The 23,264-nt window shown below is 62.6% G+C and carries 8 protein-coding genes; 6 read left to right on the top strand and 2 right to left on the bottom strand.

Going from position 1 to position 23,264, the window contains the following annotated elements; genetic code table 11:
• The first annotated feature begins 241 nt into the window (after positions 1-241).
• From BW995_RS18725 to BW995_RS18700, 6 genes are all read left to right on the top strand, one after another.
• A complete protein-coding gene (locus BW995_RS18725; protein WP_076401965.1) occupies positions 242-3,601 on the top strand; it encodes a transglutaminase family protein in 3,360 nt (1,119 codons plus the stop codon).
• Positions 3,602-3,658: 57 nt separating this feature from the next.
• Positions 3,659-6,274, top strand: a complete 2,616-nt coding sequence (locus BW995_RS18720; RefSeq protein ID WP_076401964.1) for a circularly permuted type 2 ATP-grasp protein — start codon at positions 3,659-3,661, stop codon at positions 6,272-6,274.
• Complete coding sequence (locus BW995_RS18715) at positions 6,271-7,146, top strand: transglutaminase family protein (RefSeq protein WP_076401963.1); 876 nt, start codon at positions 6,271-6,273, stop codon at positions 7,144-7,146. Before BW995_RS18720 ends, BW995_RS18715 begins: the two co-directional genes overlap by 4 nt.
• The gene (locus BW995_RS18710) at positions 7,143-8,612 is read left to right on the top strand and encodes a circularly permuted type 2 ATP-grasp protein (protein WP_076401962.1); all 1,470 of its coding nucleotides are present in this window, start codon (positions 7,143-7,145) and stop codon (positions 8,610-8,612) included. Before BW995_RS18715 ends, BW995_RS18710 begins: the two co-directional genes overlap by 4 nt.
• Positions 8,613-8,644: 32 nt before the next feature.
• Positions 8,645-9,616, top strand: coding sequence for an alpha-E domain-containing protein (locus BW995_RS18705; protein WP_076401961.1), 972 nt, complete (start codon positions 8,645-8,647; stop codon positions 9,614-9,616).
• Between the two features lie 168 nt (positions 9,617-9,784).
• Positions 9,785-10,501: a TetR/AcrR family transcriptional regulator gene (locus BW995_RS18700; RefSeq protein ID WP_076401960.1), complete on the top strand. Its 717-nt coding sequence runs from the start codon at positions 9,785-9,787 to the stop codon at positions 10,499-10,501.
• A gap of 53 nt (positions 10,502-10,554) precedes the next feature.
• On the opposite strand, the gene BW995_RS18695 is transcribed toward BW995_RS18700, so the two are convergent.
• Positions 10,555-11,211: a flavin reductase family protein gene (locus BW995_RS18695; protein ID WP_245821542.1), complete on the bottom strand. Its 657-nt coding sequence runs from the start codon at positions 11,209-11,211 to the stop codon at positions 10,555-10,557.
• 108 nt (positions 11,212-11,319) lie between these two features.
• Positions 11,320-23,184, bottom strand: coding sequence for a hypothetical protein (locus BW995_RS20885; protein WP_217696144.1), 11,865 nt, complete (start codon positions 23,182-23,184; stop codon positions 11,320-11,322).
• Positions 23,185-23,264 lie beyond the last annotated feature (80 nt).

The raw sequence follows: 23,264 nt of genomic DNA, 5'->3' as shown, positions 1-23,264 counted from the left end.
CGGTAGCCGCATTTTTTGATCTTTTTGTATGGCCCCCCACCTCGTTACCTCGCGCCCCTGCGGGCCTTTCCCTCCGGACATGCCGTCCCCTGTCGGTCGTTTGTTTCCGCCGCAGTCTTGTCCCGGCCCTGTCACAAACTCTTCTTTTGCCTGCGGGCACGTCCCTTCGCCCATTATCCCCGCCTGATCCCGCCCTTCTGCCTCTCGCCACCTCCCCATTTCAGCAGCGGACGTTCTGATCATGTCTATTCATGTGGCCCTGACTCATCGCACCGCCTATCACTATGACCGTCCCATCTCGCTGGGTGCTCAGGTCGTCCGCCTGCGCCCTGCCCCGCACAGCCGGACCCCGATCCTCAGCTATTCGCTGAAGGTCACGCCCTCGACCCATTTCCTGAACTGGCAACAGGACCCGCAGGGGAATTTCCTTGCCCGGCTGGTGTTCCCGGAAAAGACCACCAGCTTTGAAGTCACCGTTGATCTGGTCGCCGACATGGCGGTGATCAATCCGTTCGATTTCTTTCTGGAACCCAGCGCCGAACAGGTGCCCTTTGACTATGACCACGCGCTGGACAAGGAACTGGCCCCGTTCCGTGATCTGGGCGAGCTGACCCCACGCCTGAAGGCATGGGTGGACTCGGTGGACCTGTCCACCCCGATCCGGACGGTTGATTTTCTGGTGGCGCTGAACATGCGCCTGCAACAGGACATCAGCTATGTGATCCGCATGGAGCCGGGGGTGCAGACCCCGGAAGAAACGCTGGAAAAGGCCACCGGCTCGTGCCGTGATTCCGCCTGGCTGCTGGTGCAGATTTTGCGCCATCTGGGCTTTGCCGCCCGCTTTGTCTCGGGCTATCTGATCCAGTTGACCGCCGACCAGAAAGCCCTCGACGGCCCCAGCGGCCCCGAAGCCGATTTCACCGACCTGCACGCCTGGACCGAAGTCTATCTTCCCGGTGCGGGCTGGGTTGGTCTGGACCCGACCTCGGGCCTGTTTGCCGGTGAAGGCCACATCCCGCTGGCTGCTACCCCGGAACCCGGCTCGGCGGCGCCGATTGATGGCCTGCTGGAAAAGTGCGAGGTCGAATTCAGCCACCACATGGAGGTCAGCCGGGTGCTGGAAACGCCCCGCACCACCAAGCCCTATACCCGCGAACAGTGGAAGGCGATTGAAACGCTGGGCCACGAGATCGACCAGCGTCTGACCGCCGGTGATGTGCGCCTGACCATGGGCGGTGAACCGACGTTCGTTTCCATTGACGACATGAACGGCGAGGAATGGACCACTGCCGCGCTGGGGCCAACCAAGCGCCTGCTGGCCGGTCGCCTGCTGCGCCGCCTGACCGACACATGGACCACCGGCCCGTTGTTGCACTATGGACAGGGCAAATGGTATCCGGGCGAAAGCCTGCCACGCTGGGCTTTGGGCTGTTGGTGGCGCAAGGATGGCGAGCCGATCTGGAAGGATCAGGCCCTGCTGGCCGGTGACGAGTCAAAGGGATCGCTGACCTTTGAAACCTCGCAGGCCTTTGCCCACGCGCTGGCCGAACGCCTGCGGCTGGATGACCGCTGGCTGATGCCCGCCTATGAAGACGTCTGGTATTACCTGTGGAAAGAACAGCGCCTGCCCTCCAACGTTGACCCGCACCAGTCCAACCTGTCGAATGCCGAAGACCGCGCCCGTCTGGCACGGGTGTTCGACCGTGGCCTGCAGTCCCCCGTCGGGGTGGTCATTCCGTTGCAAAAGTCGGACTCCGGCTGGACCTCCGGCCCGTGGTTCCTGCGTGACGAACGCTGTTACCTGATCCCCGGCGACAGCCCGATGGGCTACCGCCTGCCACTGGATTCCCTGCCGTGGGTCAGCGAAGGGGATTACCCGTGGCATTGGGAACGCGACCCGCTGGAACCGCGCGGCAAGCTGCCAACCCACCAGCAGTTCCGCATGCTCGACCCGCGCACCGCCGATGCCATTTCCCACGCCAGCCCCCACGCCACCCATGCCCTGCGCAGCGGACAGGATCAGGGCCGTCCGTCGGCATCGCGGCCCCGCCAGTACCCGAACCGTCAACCGGCGGCACAGGAATCGGCGTCGTGGATTGTGCGCACCGCCGTGTGCGTCGAAGTGCGGGACGGCCTGCTGCATGTGTTCATGCCGCCGCTCACCACCTGCGAAGACTATCTCGAACTGGTCACTGCGCTGGAAGACACCGCCCGCAAGATCGGCCAGCCGATCATGCTGGAAGGCTACAAGCCGCCGCAGGACGTGCGCCTGAAGCACTTCTCGGTGACGCCGGACCCGGGGGTGATCGAAGTCAACGTCTGCCCGTCGGAAAGCTGGGAAGAGCTGGTTTCCACCACCACCACCCTGTACGAAGAAGCCCGCCAGACCCGCCTCGGGACCGAAAAGTTCATGATCGACGGTCGCCATGTCGGCACCGGCGGCGGCAACCACATGGTGGTTGGGGGAGCGACCCCGGCCGACAGCCCGTTCCTGCGCCGCCCGGACCTGCTGCGCAGCCTGTTGGCCTACTGGCATAACCACCCGTCGCTCAGCTACCTGTTCTCGGGCCTGTTTATCGGCCCGACCAGCCAGCACCCGCGCGTGGACGAGGCCCGCGAGGATGCCACCCACGAACTGGAAATCGCGCTGGCCCAGATCCCGCAGAACACGGAAACGCCGCCGTGGCTGATCGACCGCGTGCTGCGCCATGTGCTGACCGACATCACCGGCAACACCCACCGCGCCGAATTCTGCATCGACAAGCTGTTCTCGCCCGACAGCAGCAGCGGTCGTCTGGGTCTGCTGGAGCTGCGCGGCTTTGAAATGCCGCCCCATGCCGAAATGAGCCTTGCCCAGCAACTGCTGCTGCGCGGGCTGATCTCGACCTTCTGGGATCACCCCTATGATCGTCCGCTGATCCGCTGGGGCAATGTGCTGCATGACCGCTTCATGCTGCCGCATTTTGTGTGGGACGACATCACCGACGTGCTGGCCGACCTGCGCGATCACGGCCTGCCGTTTGAAAACGACTGGTTCAAGCCGCACCAGGAATTCCGCTTCCCGGCGGTCGGGTCGATCACCACCCGCACCATTGACCTTGAACTGCGCACCGCGCTGGAACCGTGGCATGTGCTGGGTGAAGAACCGGCAGGCGGCGGCACTGTGCGCTTTGTCGATTCCTCGGTCGAACGGATGCAGGTGAAAGTCAACAATCTGGTCGAAGGCCGCTATGTGGTGGCGGTGAACGGCGTGCGGGTTCCGTTGCAGGGCACCGGCACCGAAGGCGAATTCGTCGCCGGCGTGCGCTATCGCGCCTGGCAACCGCCGTCCTGCCTGCATCCGACCATCCGTTCGCATGCTCCGCTGGTGTTCGACATTGTGGATACCTGGAACGGGCGCTCGCTGGGCGGCTGCACCTACAACGTTGCCCATCCGGGCGGGCGCAACTTTGAAACCTTCCCGGTCAATGCCAACGAAGCCGAAAGCCGGCGACGGGCGCGGTTCTTCAACATCGGCCACAGCATCGGGCCGGTGCCTGCCCCCGAAGAAGCCCGCAACCCGGACTTCCCGCTGACCCTCGACCTGCGGCGCGCTCCGTAACGCCGCAGGACCAAGGCCATCACTGTTTGCTACCATAAAAAATCAGGATAACGACCCATGGGGACCGGGGGGGAGCACATTCAGCAGGCGACTGTCGATCTGATCGACGAACATACACATGTCGATCTGATCGACAGGCAAGCGAGTGCCACTCCCATCGACGAAATGGTCGATGGCGAAGGGCAAATCCGCTCGCACTGGCAATCCCTGGTGGGGAGCATCTGCTCCCTGCCTGGTGATGTCATGGGCGAACGGATCGAACGCATTCATCGCCATCTGGAAGAAAACGGCATCACCCGCCGGGCCCCGATCGGGACTCCCGGCGTGGCACCGCCCACCGCCCCGTGGGAGTTTGACCTGTTGCCGGTGATCCTGCCCGCCCAGGAATGGGAAGGACTGGCGCAGGGTCTCCGGCAGCGTGCCACCCTGATTGACGCCATCCTGCGTGATCTGTACGGTCCGCAAACCCTGTTGGCCGACGGCAGCTATCCAGCGTCGCTGGTGCTGGGCAACCGGCGCTTTCTGCGCGCTGCCCGCCATGCCCTGAAACCCGGAGCCCGCTTTCTGCACGCCTATGCCGCCGATCTGGCCCGCGGGCCGGACGGGCAATGGCGGGTGGTGGCCGACCGCCTTGATGCCCCGGCGGGCAGTGGCTTTGTGCTGGAAAACCGGCTGGTTCTGGCCCGCGCCCTGCCGGAAATCTTTCGCACCGCCCCGGTGCGCCGCCTGCGTCCGTTCTATGAACTGTGGCAACAGGCCCTGCAAGCGATGGCCCCGGCGCACAATGACAACCCGCGCATGGTGTTGCTGACCCCCGGCCCGTTCAGCGAAACCTATGTTGAACATGCCTCGCTGGCACGCGAACTGAACCTGATTCTGGCCGAAGGCGCCGATCTGACAGTGCGCGGCGACCATGTATTCCTGAAAACCCTGTCCGGCCTGCATCCGGTCGATGTGCTGCTGCGACGGATTGATTCCGAATATACCGACCCGCTGGAACTGCGGCCAGACTCGGCCCTGGGGGCCAGTGGCATCATGCAGGCAATCAGGAACAAAACGCTGGCGGTCGGCAATGCCATCGGCTGCGGGGTGCTGGAAACCCCGGCGCTGGCGGCCTTCCTGCCCTGGCTTGCCCAACGCCTTCTGAGGGAAAACCTGCTGCTGCCATCGCTGCCGAGCTGGTGGTGCGGCACATCGGGTCCGCGGGAAGACGGGCTGCGGTTTCTGGACAACCGCCTGATCCGCCGGACGTTCCCGTCATCGGCCACCGAAGCCTTTGACCCGATGGCGATGGACGAAATGGCCCGGAATGCCTTGCTGGCCGACATTGCCCGCCGCCCGCACGAGTTCGTGGTGCAGGAAAAGCCGATCCCCTCAACCACCCCGGTGTGGAGCAACGGCAGGATGGAGCCCCGTCCGCTGATCCTGCGGATGTTCGTGATTGCCACCGCCGACGGCTCCTATACCGTCCTGCCGGGCGGCTTTGCCCGCGTCGGGACGCAGGAAAAGTTCTCTGGCCTCGAAGCCCTGTCGCTGGCCCATGGCGGTATCAGTAAAGACGTGTGGGTGCTGACTGCGGCCGAGGGCGATACCGTCGTCCCCGCCCCGCCTCCGGCTCCGCCACTGGTTCTGCGTCGCAGTGCGGGCGAGTTGCCCAGCCGGGTGGCCGATAACCTGTACTGGCTGGGCCGCTATGCCGAACGGGCCGATAACGCCGCCCGCCTGCTGCGCTGTTGCATCAGCCGGTTGGCCGAAGGCATCCTTGGCCCCCGCGAGCGCACCGAAGTCGCCATTCTCAGCTCGATCCTTGCCGAACGCGGCCTGCTCGACCGCCCGGTGCCCGAAGCGCTGGTGGACGGGCCGGTGCTGATGTCGGCCCTCACCCGGGCGTGCAGCCCGGGACAGGCGCTGGACGAGTTGCTGGTTGCGGTCGGTCGCCTGTTGCCCGGCGTGCGCGACCGCCTGTCGCCGGACCTGTTGCATGTGCTGGGCCCGCGCCTTGACCATGCCCGCAGCAAATTCCCCAATGGACAGCGCGATCTGGACGGGGCCCTTGACGCGCTGGACTCGTTGATCATCGTGCTGGCGGCGTTGGGCGGGATGGTGGCTGAAAACATGACCCGCCACGCCGGGTGGCGGTTCCTCGACATGGGCCGCAAGCTGGAACGGGCACAGTTTACCTCAGGTATCCTGCGCGGGCTGGCCGCGCGCACCATCCCAGGCCCGGCGGAACCCGGCCTGCGGCTGGCGCTGGAGCTGTGCGACAGCTCGATCACCTACCGGTCACGCTATCGTACCGTCCTGCAATCGCATGCGGTGCTGGATCTGGTGATCGCCGACGAAGGCAACCCGCGCTCGCTGGCCCACCAGATTGGCCGCCTGATCGACCATCTGGGCAAGCTGCCCAGCCCTGACGGTCAGCCGGTGGCGCAAATGGCCCTGCGGCTGGCCCATGCCGCCATGGCGGTGATCTGGGCGCTGGAACTGGAGTTCATGAGTGGCAACCCGGCGGTGGTCAGGCGGCTGGACGGAGACCTGTTCAGTGCCGAACAGCACCTGGCCGGGCTGAACGATGCCATCACCCGCACCTTTTTCAGCCATATCAAGGCGTTGCAGACCCTCGGCTACAGCGGCATCGACACCGACAGTGCGGCTCAGGGGTTTGCGCCATGAAATACGCCATCTCCCACCGCACCACCTATACCTATGGCGAGCCGGTCGATCTGGCCAACCACATCCTGCACCTGACGCCACGCGAAACACCGTGGCAACGGGTGTTGGAGGCCGAAGTCCTGTGCGACCCGCTGCCTCTGCGCCGCAGCCGCCGTCTGGATCACTTTGGCAATACCACCATCCAGATCAGCATCGAAGACCCGCACACCAGCTTTACCATCACCGCCTCGTGTCAGGTCGAAGTGGCTCTGCCCTACCCACCACCACCCGACAGCACGCCGGCATGGGAAAACGTGCGCGGGCAGTTGCTGGGCGACGGCTTTCCGCTGTCCCCCGAGGCCAGTGAATTCACCTATCCCAGCCCGCTGATCCCGCTGCTGGACGATGCCCGCGCCTATGCCCTGCCATCGTTCCCGGCCAATCAGCCCCTCCTGTACGGGCTGCGCGACCTGACCCGCCGCATTCATCGTGATTTCCGTTTCCAGCCGGGGGCGACCGCCGTTTCGACCCCGGTGCAGGATGTCCTGCGGGAACGGCGCGGAGTCTGTCAGGACTTCGCCCATGTCCAGCTCGCCTGCCTGCGGGCGCTGGGCCTGTCTGCCCGCTATGTGTCGGGCTATCTGCGCACCCTTCCTCCCCCCGGTCAGTACCGCCTGATCGGTGCCGATGCCTCACATGCGTGGGTATCGGCCTGGTGTCCCGGTTTTGGTTGGATCGATCTGGACCCGACCAATGATCTGGTGGTCGCCGAAGACCATGTCACCCTTGCCTGGGGCCGCGACTATGCGGATGTCAGCCCGGTGCGGGGAATAATCCTCGGTGGCGGAAGCCATTCCCTCGATGTTGCCGTGCAAATGGATGAACTGTCATGAGTCAACCAAACACCATCCCCCCGACCACCGGCCTGCTGAGTGGCTATGATCCCGGCAACTTCTTTTGCGAGCTGACCAGCACGCGCCCACAGGGCGACGGGGCAGCCGATCAGAAAGCGCTGGTCGAGCGCCTGCATGGTCTCGACCTGACCCACCTGCGCCAGCGGGCACAGGAAGCAGAAAACGAGCTGCACAATCTGGGCATCACCTTTACCGTCTATACCGAACGCAACGCCATCGACCGCATCCTGCCGTTCGACGTGATCCCGCGTGTGCTGACCCCCGGCGAATGGCAAAACCTGGAAGAAGGCGTTGTCCAGCGCGTTGCCGCCATCAACCTGTTCCTTGAAGACATCTACCACAACCAGAAAATCCTGAAGGACGGGGTTGTTCCCACCGATCTGGTGCTGGGCAACATCAACTATCGTGACTTCATGGTCGGGATGGATGTGCCCTGCGGCACCTATGCCCACATCTGCGGCATTGACGTTGTGCGCGATGAACAGGGAACCTTCTGCGTGCTGGAAGACAATGCCCGCACCCCGTCGGGCGTGTCCTATGTGATCGAAAACCGCAACCTGATGCTGCGCGCCTTCCCCGACCTGACCGAGCTGACCCGCCTGCGTCCGGTGGACAACTACGGCATGATGCTGCGCTCGGCGATGCAGGAAATAGCCCCGCCGGTCGATGATCCGCAGGTGGTCCTGCTCAGCCCCGGCATTTATAACTCGGCCTATTTCGAACATGTGTTCCTCGCCCGTGAAATGGGCGTGCCGCTGGTCGAAGCCAGCGATCTGGTGGTCGATAACGAGCGCGTTTACATGCGCACCACCGCCGGTCTGGCCGCCGTCCATTCGATTTACCGCCGCATTGATGACGCCTTCCTCGACCCGCAGGTGTTCCGCAAGGACAGCCTGATCGGTGTGCCCGGCCTGATGCAGGCCTATCGCAAGGGCAATGTGGCGCTGGCCAATGCCGTTGGCACCGGCGTTGCCGACGACAAGGCGGTCTATGCCTACATGCCGCGCATCATCAAGTACTACCTTGATCAGGACCCGATCCTGCCGAACGTCGAGACCCATATCTGCCGCGAAGCCGATGCCCTGCAGTACACGCTGGACAATCTGGATCAGTTGGTGGTCAAGCCGGTCGGTGAATCCGGTGGCTATGGCCTGCTGGTCGGCCCAAAATCGACCAAAGAAGAAATCGACGCCTTCCGCCTGCAACTGCGGGCCAATCCGTCGAACTACATCAGCCAGCCGATGGTGTCGCTGTCGGTCGCCCCGACGCTGACCGACCGCGGCATTGCCCCCCGCCACGTCGATCTGCGCCCCTTTGCCATCACCGGAAAAAAGACCTGGGTCCTGCCCGGCGGCCTGTCGCGCGTCGCCCTGCGCGAAGGCTCGATCGTGGTCAACTCCTCGCAAGGGGGTGGCTCGAAGGATACCTGGGTCATCGAAGCCTGAGTTTGCCTGAACACCGTTGACGGAGTACCATCATGACTGCGCTGTTAAGCCGCAATGCCGATAACCTGTTCTGGCTGGCCCGCTATGTCGAGCGGGTCGAAAACATGGCCCGCATCCTTGACGTCACCGAATCCTTCAGCCGCGACACCCACAACCGGGGCCGGGGCAGCAACTGGATGTCGGTGGTCCAGATCAATGCCGACGAAGAAGCCTTTACCGCCCTGCACCCGGTGGCCGATGGCCCGCGGGTGGTCGATTTCTACATGCTGGACGCCAGCAATTCGACCTCTATCCCCGCTTCGCTGCAGGCCGCGCGCGAGAATGCCCGCACCCTGCGCGCGCTGATCTCGGTCGAGCTGTGGCAGCAGATCAACATGTTCAACGCCTGGGTCGGCAACCTGCGCCACGAAGATGTCGCCCTGCCCAAGCTGTCGCGCCTGTGCCAGCAGATCCGCGAAGCCTGTCAGGCCCACACCGGGATCGTCGAAGGCACCTTCTTCCGCGATCAGGCGTGGTATTTCTACAGCATGGGCCGGGTGCTGGAACGCGCCGACCAGACCACCCGCCTTCTGGACATCAAGTACCATACCCTGCTGCCGCGGGTCGAAGACGTCGGTTCGGCGCTGGATGTGTCGCAGTGGAACGCCCTGCTGCGGGCTGCGGCGGGCTATCACGGCTTCCGCCGCATCTCGGCGGGCAAGGTCACCCCGGAAGCGGTGGTCGGCTTCCTGCTGTTCAATGACAGCCATCCCCGTTCCGTGTCTCTGTGCATTCGGCAACTGGAGTGGTATGTCACTCAGGTCCGCACTCGTTATGGTCTGAAAGGCTGCTCGGCAGCCCTGGAAGCCCTGGACGAGTTGCGCGCCATGTTTGACGAAGTGACCGCCGCCGAAGTTCTGGAACGGGGTCTGCATGAATTCGTCGATTGTGTGCAGCAGCAACTGGTGCGGATCACCAGTGAACTGACCGCCAGCTACATGTCTGTCGGTCAGCCTGCGGCGTAAACAGACAGCGCCGCCCGATGGCGGCGTGAGAGTCTGACCTGTCGTGCCCCGGTTCCTGCCTGTGGGTGGTCTGATCCTGCAAGACCACCCACAGGCAGGCCCGCTCTCGGGTCCTGCCCTCTGGTGATCCGCCGGGGTGCGCCCTTGCTTATGGAAGGATACAACGAGATGGATGCCCCGACCCTGGATGTCGCCCTGTTCGTACAGCGTTTCGATCCCCAGAGCCTTGATTTTTACCGGCCAATCCTCGCCCGCCATACGGCGTCGATCAAGGTCCGACGGGAAACGACCGCCCTGCCCAATCTGCAAAAGATTTTCCTGCAGACGCTGGCGCTGTCGAACAGCCAGGGCTTTCAGGCGATGGGGCTGCGCGACCTGAGCGCCGCCACCGGCATCAGCCTGGGGGCGCTCTATTCCTATATCGACAGCAAGGATCACCTGCTGCGGATGATCCTCGAACAGGTCAACGACGGCCTCGGCCAGATCATCAGCGAGCAGGCCGCCCAGCCGCTGGAGCCGCGCCAGCACCTGACCACCCTGCTGCGCGCCCTGCTGTACACCGCCGAGGCGCTGCATCCGTGGCTGTTCTTTGCCATGATGGAAGGCCATCACCTGCCCGCCCGCCCCGAGGCTGCAGCCAGCACTGAAGCCCTGCCATCCTGCGGACAGATCATTGATGCCGCCCTGATCGAGGTCCTGAACGCCACCCGGGGAATCGGGCAACTGCGCTGGGCCGACACCACCATGGCCGCCGCCTTGATCAAACCGCTGGTCACCGAATGGGTTCTGAACCGCGAAACCTTTGCCGCCCGTTCCCTGCCAGTCGAACACTACGCCGATGCGGTGGTGGCATTCGTCGAACAGTCCCTGCTGCTGGGGCCATAAGCCACAGGACACGACAAACAGAAACCAGGATCATGGAGCGCTGCTCCAAACCCTCACAGCCCGATCCGGGCATCGCCGCCCCCCGGGCGGGTCATCGCAAAGACATCATTGATCACGGCATAATCCCGATAGCCCAGACGGGCTATCGGGCGCAGCTTGCGCGGATCAACCTGACCGTTGGTCAGCACCTGCGGGTCAATATGGATCGCCACCACCCGCCCGAACACCGCCGCGTTGCGGCTGGCCGGGTCATCGCTCGGTAAATCCAGCACCTGATGCAGGCGGCATTCAAGGCTGATCGGGCTTTCCACAACACGCGGTGCTGCCACCAGTCTGCCCATCTCTGCGCTCAGCCCGGCGGACTGGAACTCATCGACCTCTGGCAGGTGCGGGTGGCTGCTGGCATTCATCGCATCGCGCAAATCCCATGTCGCCACATTGACCACAAAGACGCCGGTTTCCTCGATATTGCGCAGCGTATCCTTCGGACCATGCGGCTGCTGCCCGTTGCTGCCATACACCACCATCGGAGGATTATCCGAAATGGCGTTAAAGAAGCTGTAAGGGGCCAGATTGTTCACCCCGGACGCTGACCGGGTCGAAATCCAGCCAATCGGGCGCGGCACCACACAGCCCTTGAACGGGTTGAATGGCAGGCCATGATCGTTTTCATCAATGCTGTAGAACATCCGTGCGTCCTCTGAAATCATGATCAAGGCCCCCTGCGTCGATCATGACACAGGGGGCCTTGAGTATGGCATATCCAGAGAACAACACCATCGCGTGCCGCGTCTGACACGCGATGGCATCGTTGTTGTTTACACCGAGATCTTTTCCAGATCGTTGAAGTTCAGGGTGTGATCCTCAAAGGTAATCGTCCCGCTGGCATCCTGATCAAAGACGATGTTGTGCGCATCGACCGAGGTCACATGGGCCGGGTCCACATGGATCAGGAAGCTGTCACCATCGGTGCCGGAGACGGTGAAGTCACCCGTCAGGTTACCCGAGCTGTCAGTGGCGGCGTTGATGGTCCAGTCAACACTGGGGTTATCCGCCGCCGGCATGATGTACAGCTGATCAAAGCCCGATGTGCCACCATCGACGGTGGTCAGCGGGTCGCCATAGTTCATCACCAGCGTATCATCAACACCATCATTCCCGAGCAAGGTAACCGAGCTGCCGCTGTCGAACAGCACATCACCCCGGTTTTCATAGCTGAGGTCCATCGAGCCATTCTGGATCGAGGTGGTGGTGCTATCGCTGCCCGCCAATCCGCCATCATCATAGGTGGTGACGCTGATGGTGCGGGTGCCTTCGTCCAGCGTGCCGGTGCTGCTGGTCAGCACCACCGAACCGGCCAGCGTCTGATAAGCGCTGCTGCTGGCATCGCCATCAAACGACAGGGTGCTGGTGCTGGCATCATAGCTCATGGTCAGGGTCGAGCCGTCGATGGTCACCGTCAGGTTGCCATCGAGATCAACACTGACCGTTTGCCCGTAAATGCTCAGGCTGTCGCCGTCCTGCAGGCCACCGGTGATCGCAATGTCCATGTGCGACAGCGTGGTGCTGTCAACATCGCTGATGGTCAGGCCAGACGTTCCATCCGCCTGATCGGCAATCACATAGACCGGACCGTTATAGTCGTTGTCATAGGACGAATGGGTCAGAACATCGACTTCGGGGGCGTCATTGACGGCGGTGACGGTAACGTCCAGCGTGCCGGTGGTCGAAGCGGTGGTGCCGTCTTCGCTGGAAATCAGCTCCAGCCCCAGCGAGACAGTGCCATTCCAGTTTTCCGGCGCATTCATCACCAGACCGGAAATGTCGCTGCCATCAACCGCCCAATAGCTGACGCCGGTGGCGCTGACGGTTTCGTGGATCACCGTGCCGTCGGCAGCGGTAAAGGTACTGCCTGCCGGAGCGCCGGTAATCAGCAACTGCAGGCTTTCGCCGGTGGTATCGGTCAGGGCACCGGTGACATTGAGGGCAATACCGCCGCTCTGGTCTTCGGTGCCGGTGATCGCGGTCGAAGCCAGCGTCAGGGTCGGAGCATCGGCCTGACCCAGCACGGTGACCGAGAACGACATCCAGCCGCTTTCCGCCGAGGCAGCGCTACCATCGGTCGAAATGGCCTGAGCCGTCAGATCCAGCGTGCCGGAGTAATCAACCGGGGCCACGATGTGCAGCACGGCCACTTCGGCGGCGGTGAACAGATAGATGCCTCCACCCAGCGAGGTGCCGATGCTGTTGCCGTTGCCATCGGTAAAGGTTGCTCCGCTCGGGACACCGGCAATTTTCACCGACAGCGTTTCCGAGCCGTCAACGTCAGTGAGCTGGGCGTTCAGGGTCAGGGCAATCTGCTGCTCTTCGCGTGCGTTGTCGCTGGCGGTGACGTCCTGCGGGTTGATGGTGGCGGTATCGGATACTGCCGCAACGTCAACGGTAAAGGTCTGGCTTTCGCTCACCACCACCTTTGTTGACAGTTCCATGGTGTAGGCGGTGACCGACAGGGTCATGGTGCCCGACCAGTCCTGTGCCGGGGTGATCTTCAGACCGCTGATGGTGCCGCTGCCGGCATCAATCGCCGAGCTCTTGACCGTCCACGAGGTATAGGTGACGCCATCAACGACATAGGTGCCGTTGTTGGTGGCGCCTTCGATGGTTGCCCCTTCGGGGACGCCGGAGATGACCACCGACAGGGCTTCGCTGCCATACTCGTTGACCGCGCTTTTCAGGTCGCTGTCATGGGCCGTCAGGTCGAGGGTGATGGCGGTATCTTCCGCTCCGCTGGCATCAGCGGTGGTGATCACCGCACTGTCGGTTTCCGGGGTGATGGTGACCGACAGCGAGCCGGTCGAGGTCACCGAAGACGCGCTCACCAGACTGCCATCGACCACGCTTTCGTCATGGACCGACACACTGAACCCGAGGTTCAGGGTACCACTCCAGTCCGCTGGCGGCTGGACGCTCAGGCCGCTGAGGGTGATCGAGCCGCTATCGTGGAAGGCGCTGCCCGAAACCCCGAAGTCACTGGTGATATCCAGCACGTAATCGCCGTTGGCATCGGCGGTCAGAACCACACCGTTGAGGGTCAGCACCGACCCGGCGGGCAGCGAGCTGCCATCGATGGTGATGGTGGTACCGTCAAGGTATTCCGAACCGTCATTATCGCTCTGCGAGATGGTCAGGGTGAACGGAACACCGCTGCTGTCTTCGGTGGTGTCGGCACCGGCGGCCACCGTGGCCGCGATGCTGGCTCCGTCCGAGACCGGGGTGATGTGGGCCACCACATCGGTGGCTTCTGCCGATTCCAGCGTCGAAGTTCCCCAGGTGTTGGTGACCTTGACGGTCATCGACAGATCACCGGCGTAATCTTCCGCCGGGGTGAACGACACGTCGTCCACCTTGTCCGCCGGAATGACGATGGTGTCGTTGACGATGAAGTAATCGACATTCAGCGTGCCGTTGATGGTCACACCATCGGGCAGGTCGGTGATCACCAGCGCCGTCGAGCTGTCGGCATTGGTGAAATCAGCCTGCAGGGTAAAGCTGGTGTCCTCGGCAGAGGTCACGGCGGTAATCGTCACTGCCGGAGGTTCCGGGGTATCAGTGCCACCGCCACCACCGCCGGTTCCGGCGGGGATGCTGAAATCAACGGTGGTGCTGCTGGTGGTGCTGTCGCTGCCGCCATCCGGGTCGGTGTCAACGATCTTGGCGGTGATGGTCAGGGTTCCGTTCAGGCCATCAGCGCCAACCAGATGCAGGTCGCCACTGGCATACTGGGTGGCGGTCACGATCCACACGCCATTACCAGCCGCAACCCCCATGTTCAGGGCCGCCCCGCTGGGAACGCCCGAAATCTGGTAGTAGCTGATCGTTTCCGAACCGTCGGTATCGCCCAGCGTGGCGCTGATGTTCAGGTCCACGCTGTTGTCGTTGCTGACCTCGTTGGTGGCGGTAACGGTAAAGCTGTCCAGCTGGTCGGCAACTGCGGTGATCACCACCGACTGGGTCGAGGTAACGGTAACCGGCGTCGCACCGTCTTCGATTGCCGTGGTCGAGATGGTGACCGGCACGTCCTTTGACCAGTTTTCCGGCAGGCCATCCATGGTCAACGGCAGGGTGACCTTGCCGTTGGCATCGGTATAGGCCGCCAGATCGGCTGCATCGAGGGTGATGGTCTCGCCCGCCGTCAGGTCATAGGTGGTGCCGTTCAGGGTCAGGGTCAGGGTGGTGCCGGACGGCAGCCCCAGGCTGTCGGTATCGACGCTGATGGTGACGCTGGTGATGCTTTCCGCCCCATCGGTAACGTCATTGGGCGTGACGGTGATGGTCACCGGAATGTCAACCTGCACCCCGTTGTCAACCGAGGCATCTTCGGCTGCACCACCGCTGAGCGCAATGGACTGGGTGTCGGTGGTCGGATCGATCACCAGATTGACGCTCTGCGTGGTTTCGCTGACGTCGCCATCGTCTTCGGTGACCACCACCTTCAGGGTGAAGGCATCTTCGAGGGTGCCGCTATAGTTGGTGTCGTCCAGCGTGATGCGGACATCGGCCAGATGATCGGAATCGACCGCCCACTGACCATTGCCAATGTACAGCAGGTACTGTTCGTTGCCGGGAGTCATATAGACGTTGACGCCATCGGCGATATCGGAAATCACCACCGACACCGTTTCCGAGCCATCGGTATCGGTGCTGCCGAACTGGTCAAAGTGCGGGTTGATTTCCACAACCGCCCCGTCCTTGCCTTCGGTTCCGGCAATGCTGAAGTCGTCACCGGTCAGCACGGTGCCGTTATAGGTGGCAGCGTCGGCATCCCCCTTGATGTTGATCGACAAGGTGGTGCTGCGTTCGGCGTAGTCGCCATTGCTGCTTTCGGTCGAACGGGCGGTGATGGTCAGGGTGACGTCGGTATTCGAGTCCGCAGCCGGACGGAAATAGACGTTGTCCAGGTCATCGGCGGCAATGACATAGGCGTTGGCCGTGCTGTCCCACGCCAGTTCATTGCCATCACGGTCTACCAGAATGCCACCGTCAAAATCACCGCTGACATAAACGGTCACCGTTTCCGAAGGATCGCGGCCATTCTGGCTGTCGCTGTCGGTGATGGTCGCATCAATGTCGAGCTTGACATCATGGTCTTCCACCACGCGGGCATTGTTGACCACCAGCGTCGGCGTATCGGCCACCGCATCCACAGCCACGGTGAAGGCCACGGTGGTCGAGGCGTTCTTCACCGACACGTTAGTGCCGGTGGCAGATTCGGTGGTGGTGACGGTCAGCTGGAAGCTGACAGCATCGGCGGACGAAAGGTCAAGGTCGGTCGGCGGCAGGATGGCCACCTGATCGAGCTTGTCAGTGGCGATGATCCACACCCCGTCACCGCTGTCGGTGGCGGCGGTAAAGGTACCATCCGCCGCCAGATAGCCGACGGTCCAGCCATCGGGAACATTGGTGATCTGCGCCGAGCTGATCGTTTCCGAGCCATCGACATCAACCAGCGCCGCGTCGATGTTCAGGGCCAGCGGCGTGTCTTCACTGGCGGTCAGCGAACCGCTGCCGTCGCCCACCTGCACTGTCGGGGCATCGGCCACCGCGGCCACGCTGATGGTGCCGTTGGCAACGGTCACCAGCGTTTCACCGTTGTCGCTGACGGTGGCGGCGATCTTGTAGGTAACGTCGGCGTCCGAATTGGCAACCGGGGTAAACACCAGACCGCTGATCGAATAAGTCGAGCCACTCTTGCTGAAATCGTCGGCATCAATGCTGTAGGCATAGACCGGCGGCGTATTGGCTGCTGCCAAACCGCCAAAGGTCGGGTTGCCGTCGGCATCATAGCCGGTGACCAGCTGGGCATGCAGTTCGGTGCCGTTCAGTGTCACCGTCCCGTTCAGCATGTCGCTGTCCGAGGTCATGATGTAAACGGTGTCGGTCAGCGTTTCCGAACCGTCGGTATCCTGCAGACCGATGGTCGGGGTAATGGCGATGCCACCCGCCTGATCTTCGACACCGCTGTTGCTGGCCGAAATCACCAGGGCATCGGCTTCGGCGTCAACGGTCAGGGTAACGGTGTAGGTCTCGGACGAGGCTTCGCCGTCACGGGTCAGGGTCGGGGTCGAAATGTTGGCATCATTTTCGGTCGCCACGGCGGTGATGTCGAACTTCAGCTTGTCGCTGGCCGTTGCGCTGGACCAGTCGGTGCTGCCACCGATGTAGGTATAGGCCAGATCCGATGCGGCAATGGTCCAGTACCCGCTGGCGGGCAGGCTGACATATTCGTCGGCGGTGATCACACCGTCGTGGTTGCTGTCAATCGCCAGCACCGAATGTTCGCTGTCCTGCGGCGCGATCTGCAGGGTCAGGGTCTCCGAGCCGTCGGTATCATGCAAGGCCGGGTTGGTGACCGCATCGGCCAGCTTGTACAGATGGTCTTCGACGATCGTCTTGCTGCTTTCGTCAACGGTCACGGTCGGGGTATCGGCATCACCATAGACCACCACCGAAACCGAGGTGCTGGTGGTCGAGGTTGCCTTGCCGCTGGCGACTTCGCCGTCGCTGCCGCTTTCGGTGATGGTAGTGTTCAGCTTCAGGGTGTAGTCGAGGTTGGAATTGGCCGGGGCCTTCATCTGCACCGATGCCAGTTCGCTCGCGCTCAGGCTGCTCAGGTTATAGGTATAGGTGGTCACACCGCCAACAGTGCTGCTGCTGCTGGGGGTCAGGGTACCGCCACTGTACTGCAGGCTGGCCCCTGCCGGGACACCGGACAGGGTGACGCCGGTGATGCTTTCCGAACCGTCGGTATCCCGCAGCTTGGTGGACAGGTTCAGGCCAATCCACTGGTCTTCAACACCGGTCCCGCCACCCGACGAAATGGCCGTATCGGCCACCGCGTTGACGGTAACGGTGATGGTCGCGGTATTCGATACCGCCGAGTCCGGGGCAACCGCGTCGGTCGCGGCATTCTCATGGCTGGTGCCAACATCCACGTCGGCAACCACCGCCCGGGCGGTCAGGGTGAAGTCGGTATCAACGTTGGTGGCGGTGGCAATGCGGACGTTGCCCAGCAGGCTGTCGTCAATGGCGTATTCGCCGTTGGCGTTGGCATTCACGGTGGTCCAGGTGCTGCCGATCTTGACCTGCAGGATCGAGCCGCTGGGCATGCCGCTCAGGTAGACGGTCACCTTTTCCGTACCATCGGAATGGGTCAGGGTATCGGTCAGGCTGTTGAGGTTAAGGGTGCTGTAGGTCGAGCTGGACGTCCGTTCGTTGATCGTCACAGACATGTCGTTGAGTTCAATGCCGTTGGTGCCGACATCGACCCACAGGGTATCACTGGTGATCGCCTGATCGCCACCATTGGCTTCGGTGGTGACTGCGGTCACCGTCAACTGGAAGTCAGCCGAAGCCCCGCTGGGCGGGGTGATGGTCAGATTGGCCAGCGCATCACTGACCGATTCCCCGGCATGAATGGTGATCGCATAGACCACCTTCGACGAGGTCGAGGTCAGGACGGTGCCGTTTTCCAGTGTCACCGAGCCGGTCATCGCGGTCAGGGACGTCCCCCCCTGCGCCAGCACCGAGCCCGCCGGAACGCCGGAAATATAGATGGTCAGCGTTTCCGAACCATCGGTATCGACCAGCCCGCCCGAGCTGATGTTCAGGCTGATGGCGGTGTCTTCCATCCCGGCAGCATTCTGCCCGTCAATGGTCACCGCATCGGCCACCGCCACCACGGTAATCGACCCGGCGCTGGTGGTGGTTTTGGTCGAGCCGTCGTGATCGAGCACGGTGGCCGACAGGCCATAGCTCACATCAACGTCCGAGTTGGCGGTCGGGACAAAGGTCACCGACGACGAGCCGGACAGGCTGTAGGTGTGGGTGCTGCTGTTATAGGTGAACAGCGAGGCATCAAGGTGATAGGTGATCGAGCCGTCGGCATTGGTGGTGTAGGGCGCTTCGGTGCCGTTGATCATCACCTTGCCAGCCGCCTGGTCGCCAGCATCAAACACCATGTCAACGGTGCCGGTCAGGCTTTCCGAGCCATCGGTGTCGGTCAGCTTGACGGTCGGGTGCAGGGCAATGGCGGTGTCTTCGTTGCCGCTGTCGCTGGCCGTCAGCACCACGCTGTCGGCCACGGCGATCACCGTGATGGTGCCTTCACCGGTGGTGGTTTTGGTCGAGCCGTCATGGTCCAGCACGGTGGCCGACAGGCCATAGGTGACATCAACGTCCGAGTTGGCGGTCGGAACAAAAGTCACCACCGACGAGCTGGACAGGCTGTAGGTGTGGGTGCTGCTGTCATAGGTGAACAGCGACGACGACAGGTGATAGGTGATCGAGCCGTCGGCATTGGTGGTATAGGGCGCCTGAACGCCATTCACCATCACCTTGCCCGCCGCCTGATCATCGGCACCGAACACCAGATCAACGGTACCGGTCAGGCTTTCCGAGCCATCGGTATCGGTCAACTGGATGGTCGGGTGCAGGGCGATGGTGGTGTCTTCGTTACCGCTGTCTGCCGCAGCCAGCACCACCGCATCGGCAACGGCGGTAATGGCAATGGTGCCTTCGGCGGTGGTGGTTTTGGTCGAACCGTTGTTGTCCAGCGTGGTGGCCGACAGCTGGTAGGTAACGTCCACATCCGAGTTTGTCACCGGCTGATAGGTCAGCGACCCGGCATCCTTCAGGCTGTAGGTGTTGGTGCTGCTATCCAGTTCAAACAGCGACACATCAAGGTGATAGGTCACCGTGCCGTCGCCATTGTCGGTATGCGGAGCCTCAACGCCGTTGACCAGCAGGGTGCCGCTGGCGAACACCAGATCAACGGTGCCGGTCAGGCTTTCCGAGCCGTCGGTGTCGGTCAACTGGAAGGTCGGACTGAGCGGAATGCCGCCGCTCTGGTCTTCGACCCCGGCATCGTTGGCAACGATCACCAGCGCATCGGCATTGCCATCAACCTGCAAGGTGACGGTGTAGGTGTCAGAGGACGCCTGCCCGTCGCGGTCAAGGCCCGGCGTCGAGACAGAGGCATCGTCTTCGGTCGCCACGGCGGTGACGTCGAATTTCAGGCTGGAGGCTTCGTCAGACCAGTTGGTGCTGCCACCAATGTAGGTATAGGCAAGGTCTTCCGGGGCAATGGTCCAATAGCCGCTGGCCGGCAGGGCGACGTATTCGCTGCTGGAGATCACCCCGTCGTGGTTGCTGTCAATTGCCAGCACTGAATTGGTGCTGTCTTGCGGGGTAATCCGCAGGACCAGGCTTTCCGAGCCGTCGGTATCGGCCAGAGCCGGATCGGTGACGGCATCGGCCAGCTTGTACAGGTGGTCTTCGACGATGGTCTTGCTGCTCTCGTCAACGGTAACGGTCGGAGTGTCGGCATCCCCATACACCACCACCGAGACGCTGGTGGTGGTCACCGAGGTCGAGGCGCTGCCCGATGTGCCAACGCTGCCGCTTTCGGTGATCACCGTTTCCATCTTCAACGTGTAGTCGAGGTTGGAGTTGGCCGGGGACTTGATCTGCACCGTCGCCAGTTCGCTGGCGCTCAGGCTGGTCAGGTCATAGGTGTAAGTGGTCACACCGCCAACCGTGGTGCTGCCCGACGGCGACAACGAGCCGCCGCTGTACTGCAGACTGGCACCGTCCGGAACGCCGGACAGGGTCAGGCCGGTAATACTTTCCGAACCGTCGGTATCCTGCACTTCCGAGGACAGGTTGAGGTCAATCCACTGGTCTTCCACCCCGGTACCGCCGCCCGAGGCAATGGCGGTGTCGGCCACCGCATTGACGGTAACGGTAATGGTGGCGGTGTTCGATACCGCCGAGTCCGGGGCAATTGCGTCGGTCGAGGCGGTTTCGTGGGCCGTGCCAACGTCCACGTCTTCGGTGACGGCGCGGGCGGTCAGGGTAAAGCTGGTGCTGTCATTGACGGCGGTCGACAGGCGCAGGTTGTCGAGCAGGCTGTCATCAATGGCATACTCCCCATTGCTGTCCGCGCTCAGGGTCTGCCAGCTGCCGCCGTCAAACACTTGCAATGTCGATCCGGCGGGCAGGCCGCTGAGGTAGACAGTGACCGTTTCCGTGCCATCCGCATGGGTCAGGCTGTCGGTCAGCGAGTCAAGATTCAGGTAGTTCCAGTTGGTGTCAGACCCAACTGTCTGTTCGTCAATGTTGACGTTCAGGTTGTTCAGCGTAACGGCATTGGTGCCGACATCAACCCACAGGGTGTCGCTGACGATTGCCTGATCGCCGCCATTGGCTTCTTCGGTCACAGCGGTAACGGTCAGCCCGAAGTCGGCGGAAACGCCGCTGGGCGGGGTGATGGTCAGGTTGGCCAGCGCGTCGCTGGCCGACTCCCCGGCGTGGATGGTGATCGCATAGACCACCGTCGAGGAAGTCGACGATAGCACCGTGCCGTTTTCCAGCGTCACCGAACCAGTGATCGCGGTCAGGGCGGTACCATTCTGCGCCAACACCGAGCCAGCCGGGACGTCGGAAATGTAGATGGTCAGCGTTTCCGAGCCATCGGTATCGACCAGCCCACCCGAACTGATGTTCAGGCTGATGGCAGTATCTTCCATCCCCGCCGCATCCTGGGCGTCCAGCGTGACGGCATCGGCGACAGCGGTGATGGTGATGGTGCCTTCGCCGGTGGTGGTTTTGGTCGAGCCGTCGTGATCCAGCGTGGTGGCCGACAGGTCATAGGTGACGTCAGCATCCGAGTTGCCGGTCGGGGCAAAGGTCACCGAGCCAGCATCAGTCAGGCTGTAGGTATGATTGCTGCTGTCCAGCGTGAACAGCGAGGCATCAAGGTGATAGGTGATCGAGCCATCGGCGTTGGTGGTGTACGGCGCTTCAACGCCGTTGATCATCACCTTGCCTGCCGCCTGATCATCCGCCCCGAACACCAGATCAACGGTGCCGGTCAGCGTTTCCGAACCGTCGATGTCGGTCAACTGAATGGTCGGATTCAGGGCAACCGAGGTGTCTTCGTCGCTGGCCGAGGTCAGCCCACCGAGGTTCACACTGTCAGCAACGGCGGTGATGGTGATGGTGCCTTCGCCGGTGGTGGTTTTGGTCGAGCCGTCGTTGTCGAGCACTGTGGCCGACAGGTCATAGGTGACGTCAGCGTCCGAATTGCCGGTCGGGGCAAAGGTCACCGAGCCAGCATCGGTCAGGCTGTAGGTATGCGTCGCGGTATCCAGCGTGAACAGCGAAGCATCGAGGTGATAGGTGATCGAGCCATCGGCGTTGGTGGTGTACGGCGCTTCGACGCCGTTGATCATCACCTTGCCAGCGGCCTGATCATCCGCGCCGAACACCAGATCAACGGTGCCGGTCAGCGTTTCCGAACCATCGGTATCGGTCAGCTGAACGGTCGGGTTCAGGGCAACCGAGGTGTCTTCGTTGCCGCCATCGCTGGCGGTCAACACCACCGCATCGGCGACAGCGGTAATGGTGATGGTGCCTTCGCCGGTGGTGGTTTTGGTCGAGCCGTCGTGATCCAGCGTGGTGGCCGACAGGTCATAGGTGACGTCGGCGTCCGAATTGCCGGTCGGGGCAAAGGTCACCGAGCCAGCATCGGTCAGGCTATAGGTATGATTGCTGCTGTCCAGCGTGAACAGCGAGGCATCGAGGTGATAGGTGATCGAGCCATCGGCATTGGTGGTATAGGGCGCCTCAACGCCATTGATCATCACCTTGCCTGCCGCCTGATCATCCGCGCCGAACACCAGATCAACGGTGCCGGTCAGCGTTTCCGAACCGTCGGTATCAGTCAACTGGATGGTCGGATTCAGCGCCACCGAGGTGTCTTCGTCGCTGGCCGAGGTCAGCCCACCGAGGTTCACACTGTCAGCAACGGCGGTGATGGTGATGGTGCCTTCGCCGGTGGTGGTTTTGGTCGAGCCGTCGTGATCCAGCGTGGTGGCCGACAGGTCATAGGTGACGTCGGCGTCCGAATTGCCGGTCGGGGCAAAGGTCACCGAGCCAGCGTCGGTCAGGCTGTAGGTATGATTGCTGCTGTCCAGCGTGAACAGCGAGGCATCGAGGTGATAGGTGATCGAGCCATCGGCATTGGTGGTATAGGGCGCCTCAACGCCATTGATCATCACCTTGCCTGCGGCCTGATCATCCGCCCCGAACACCAGATCAACGGTGCCGGTCAGCGTTTCCGAGCCGTCGGTGTCGGTCAACTGGATGGTCGGATTCAGCGCCACCGAGGTGTCTTCGTCGCTGGCCGAGGTCAAGCCACCGAGGTTCACACTGTCAGCAACGGCGGTGATGGTGATGGTGCCTTCGCCGGTGGTGGTTTTGGTCGAGCCGTCGTGATCCAGCGTGGTGGCCGACAGGTCATAGGTGACGTCGGCGTCCGAATTGCCGGTCGGGGCAAAGGTCACCGAGCCAGCGTCGGTCAGGCTGTAGGTATGATTGCTGCTGTCCAGCGTGAACAGCGAGGCATCGAGGTGATAGGTGATCGAGCCGTCGGCATTGGTGGTATAGGGCGCCTCAACGCCATTGATCATCACCTTGCCAGCGGCCTGATCATCCGCCCCGAACACCAGATCAACGGTGCCGGTCAGCGTTTCCGAACCGTCGGTGTCGGTCAACTGGATGGTCGGATTCAGGGCAACCGAGGTGTCTTCGTCGCTGGCCGAGGTCAGGCCACCGAGGTTCACACTGTCAGCAACGGCGGTGATGGTGATGGTGCCTTCGCCGGTGGTGGTTTTGGTCGAGCCGTCGTGATCCAGCGTGGTGG

Source organism: Insolitispirillum peregrinum (assembly GCF_900156605.1).
GTDB classification, from domain to species: domain Bacteria; phylum Pseudomonadota; class Alphaproteobacteria; order Rhodospirillales; family Rhodospirillaceae; genus Insolitispirillum; species Insolitispirillum peregrinum.
The sequence above is the reverse complement of the archived record's forward strand: the minus strand, read 5'-3'. Positions and strand labels throughout refer to the sequence as shown.

Coding starts and splice junctions, on each gene's coding strand:
- BW995_RS18715 (WP_076401963.1), top strand. CDS start 6,271: ATGAAATACGCCATCTCCCACCGCACCACCTATACCTATGGCGAGCCG.
- BW995_RS18705 (WP_076401961.1), top strand. CDS start 8,645: ATGACTGCGCTGTTAAGCCGCAATGCCGATAACCTGTTCTGGCTGGCC.
- BW995_RS18695 (WP_245821542.1), bottom strand. CDS start 11,211: ATGATTTCAGAGGACGCACGGATGTTCTACAGCATTGATGAAAACGAT.
- BW995_RS18725 (WP_076401965.1), top strand. CDS start 242: ATGTCTATTCATGTGGCCCTGACTCATCGCACCGCCTATCACTATGAC.
- BW995_RS18710 (WP_076401962.1), top strand. CDS start 7,143: ATGAGTCAACCAAACACCATCCCCCCGACCACCGGCCTGCTGAGTGGC.
- BW995_RS18720 (WP_076401964.1), top strand. CDS start 3,659: ATGGGGACCGGGGGGGAGCACATTCAGCAGGCGACTGTCGATCTGATC.
- BW995_RS18700 (WP_076401960.1), top strand. CDS start 9,785: ATGGATGCCCCGACCCTGGATGTCGCCCTGTTCGTACAGCGTTTCGAT.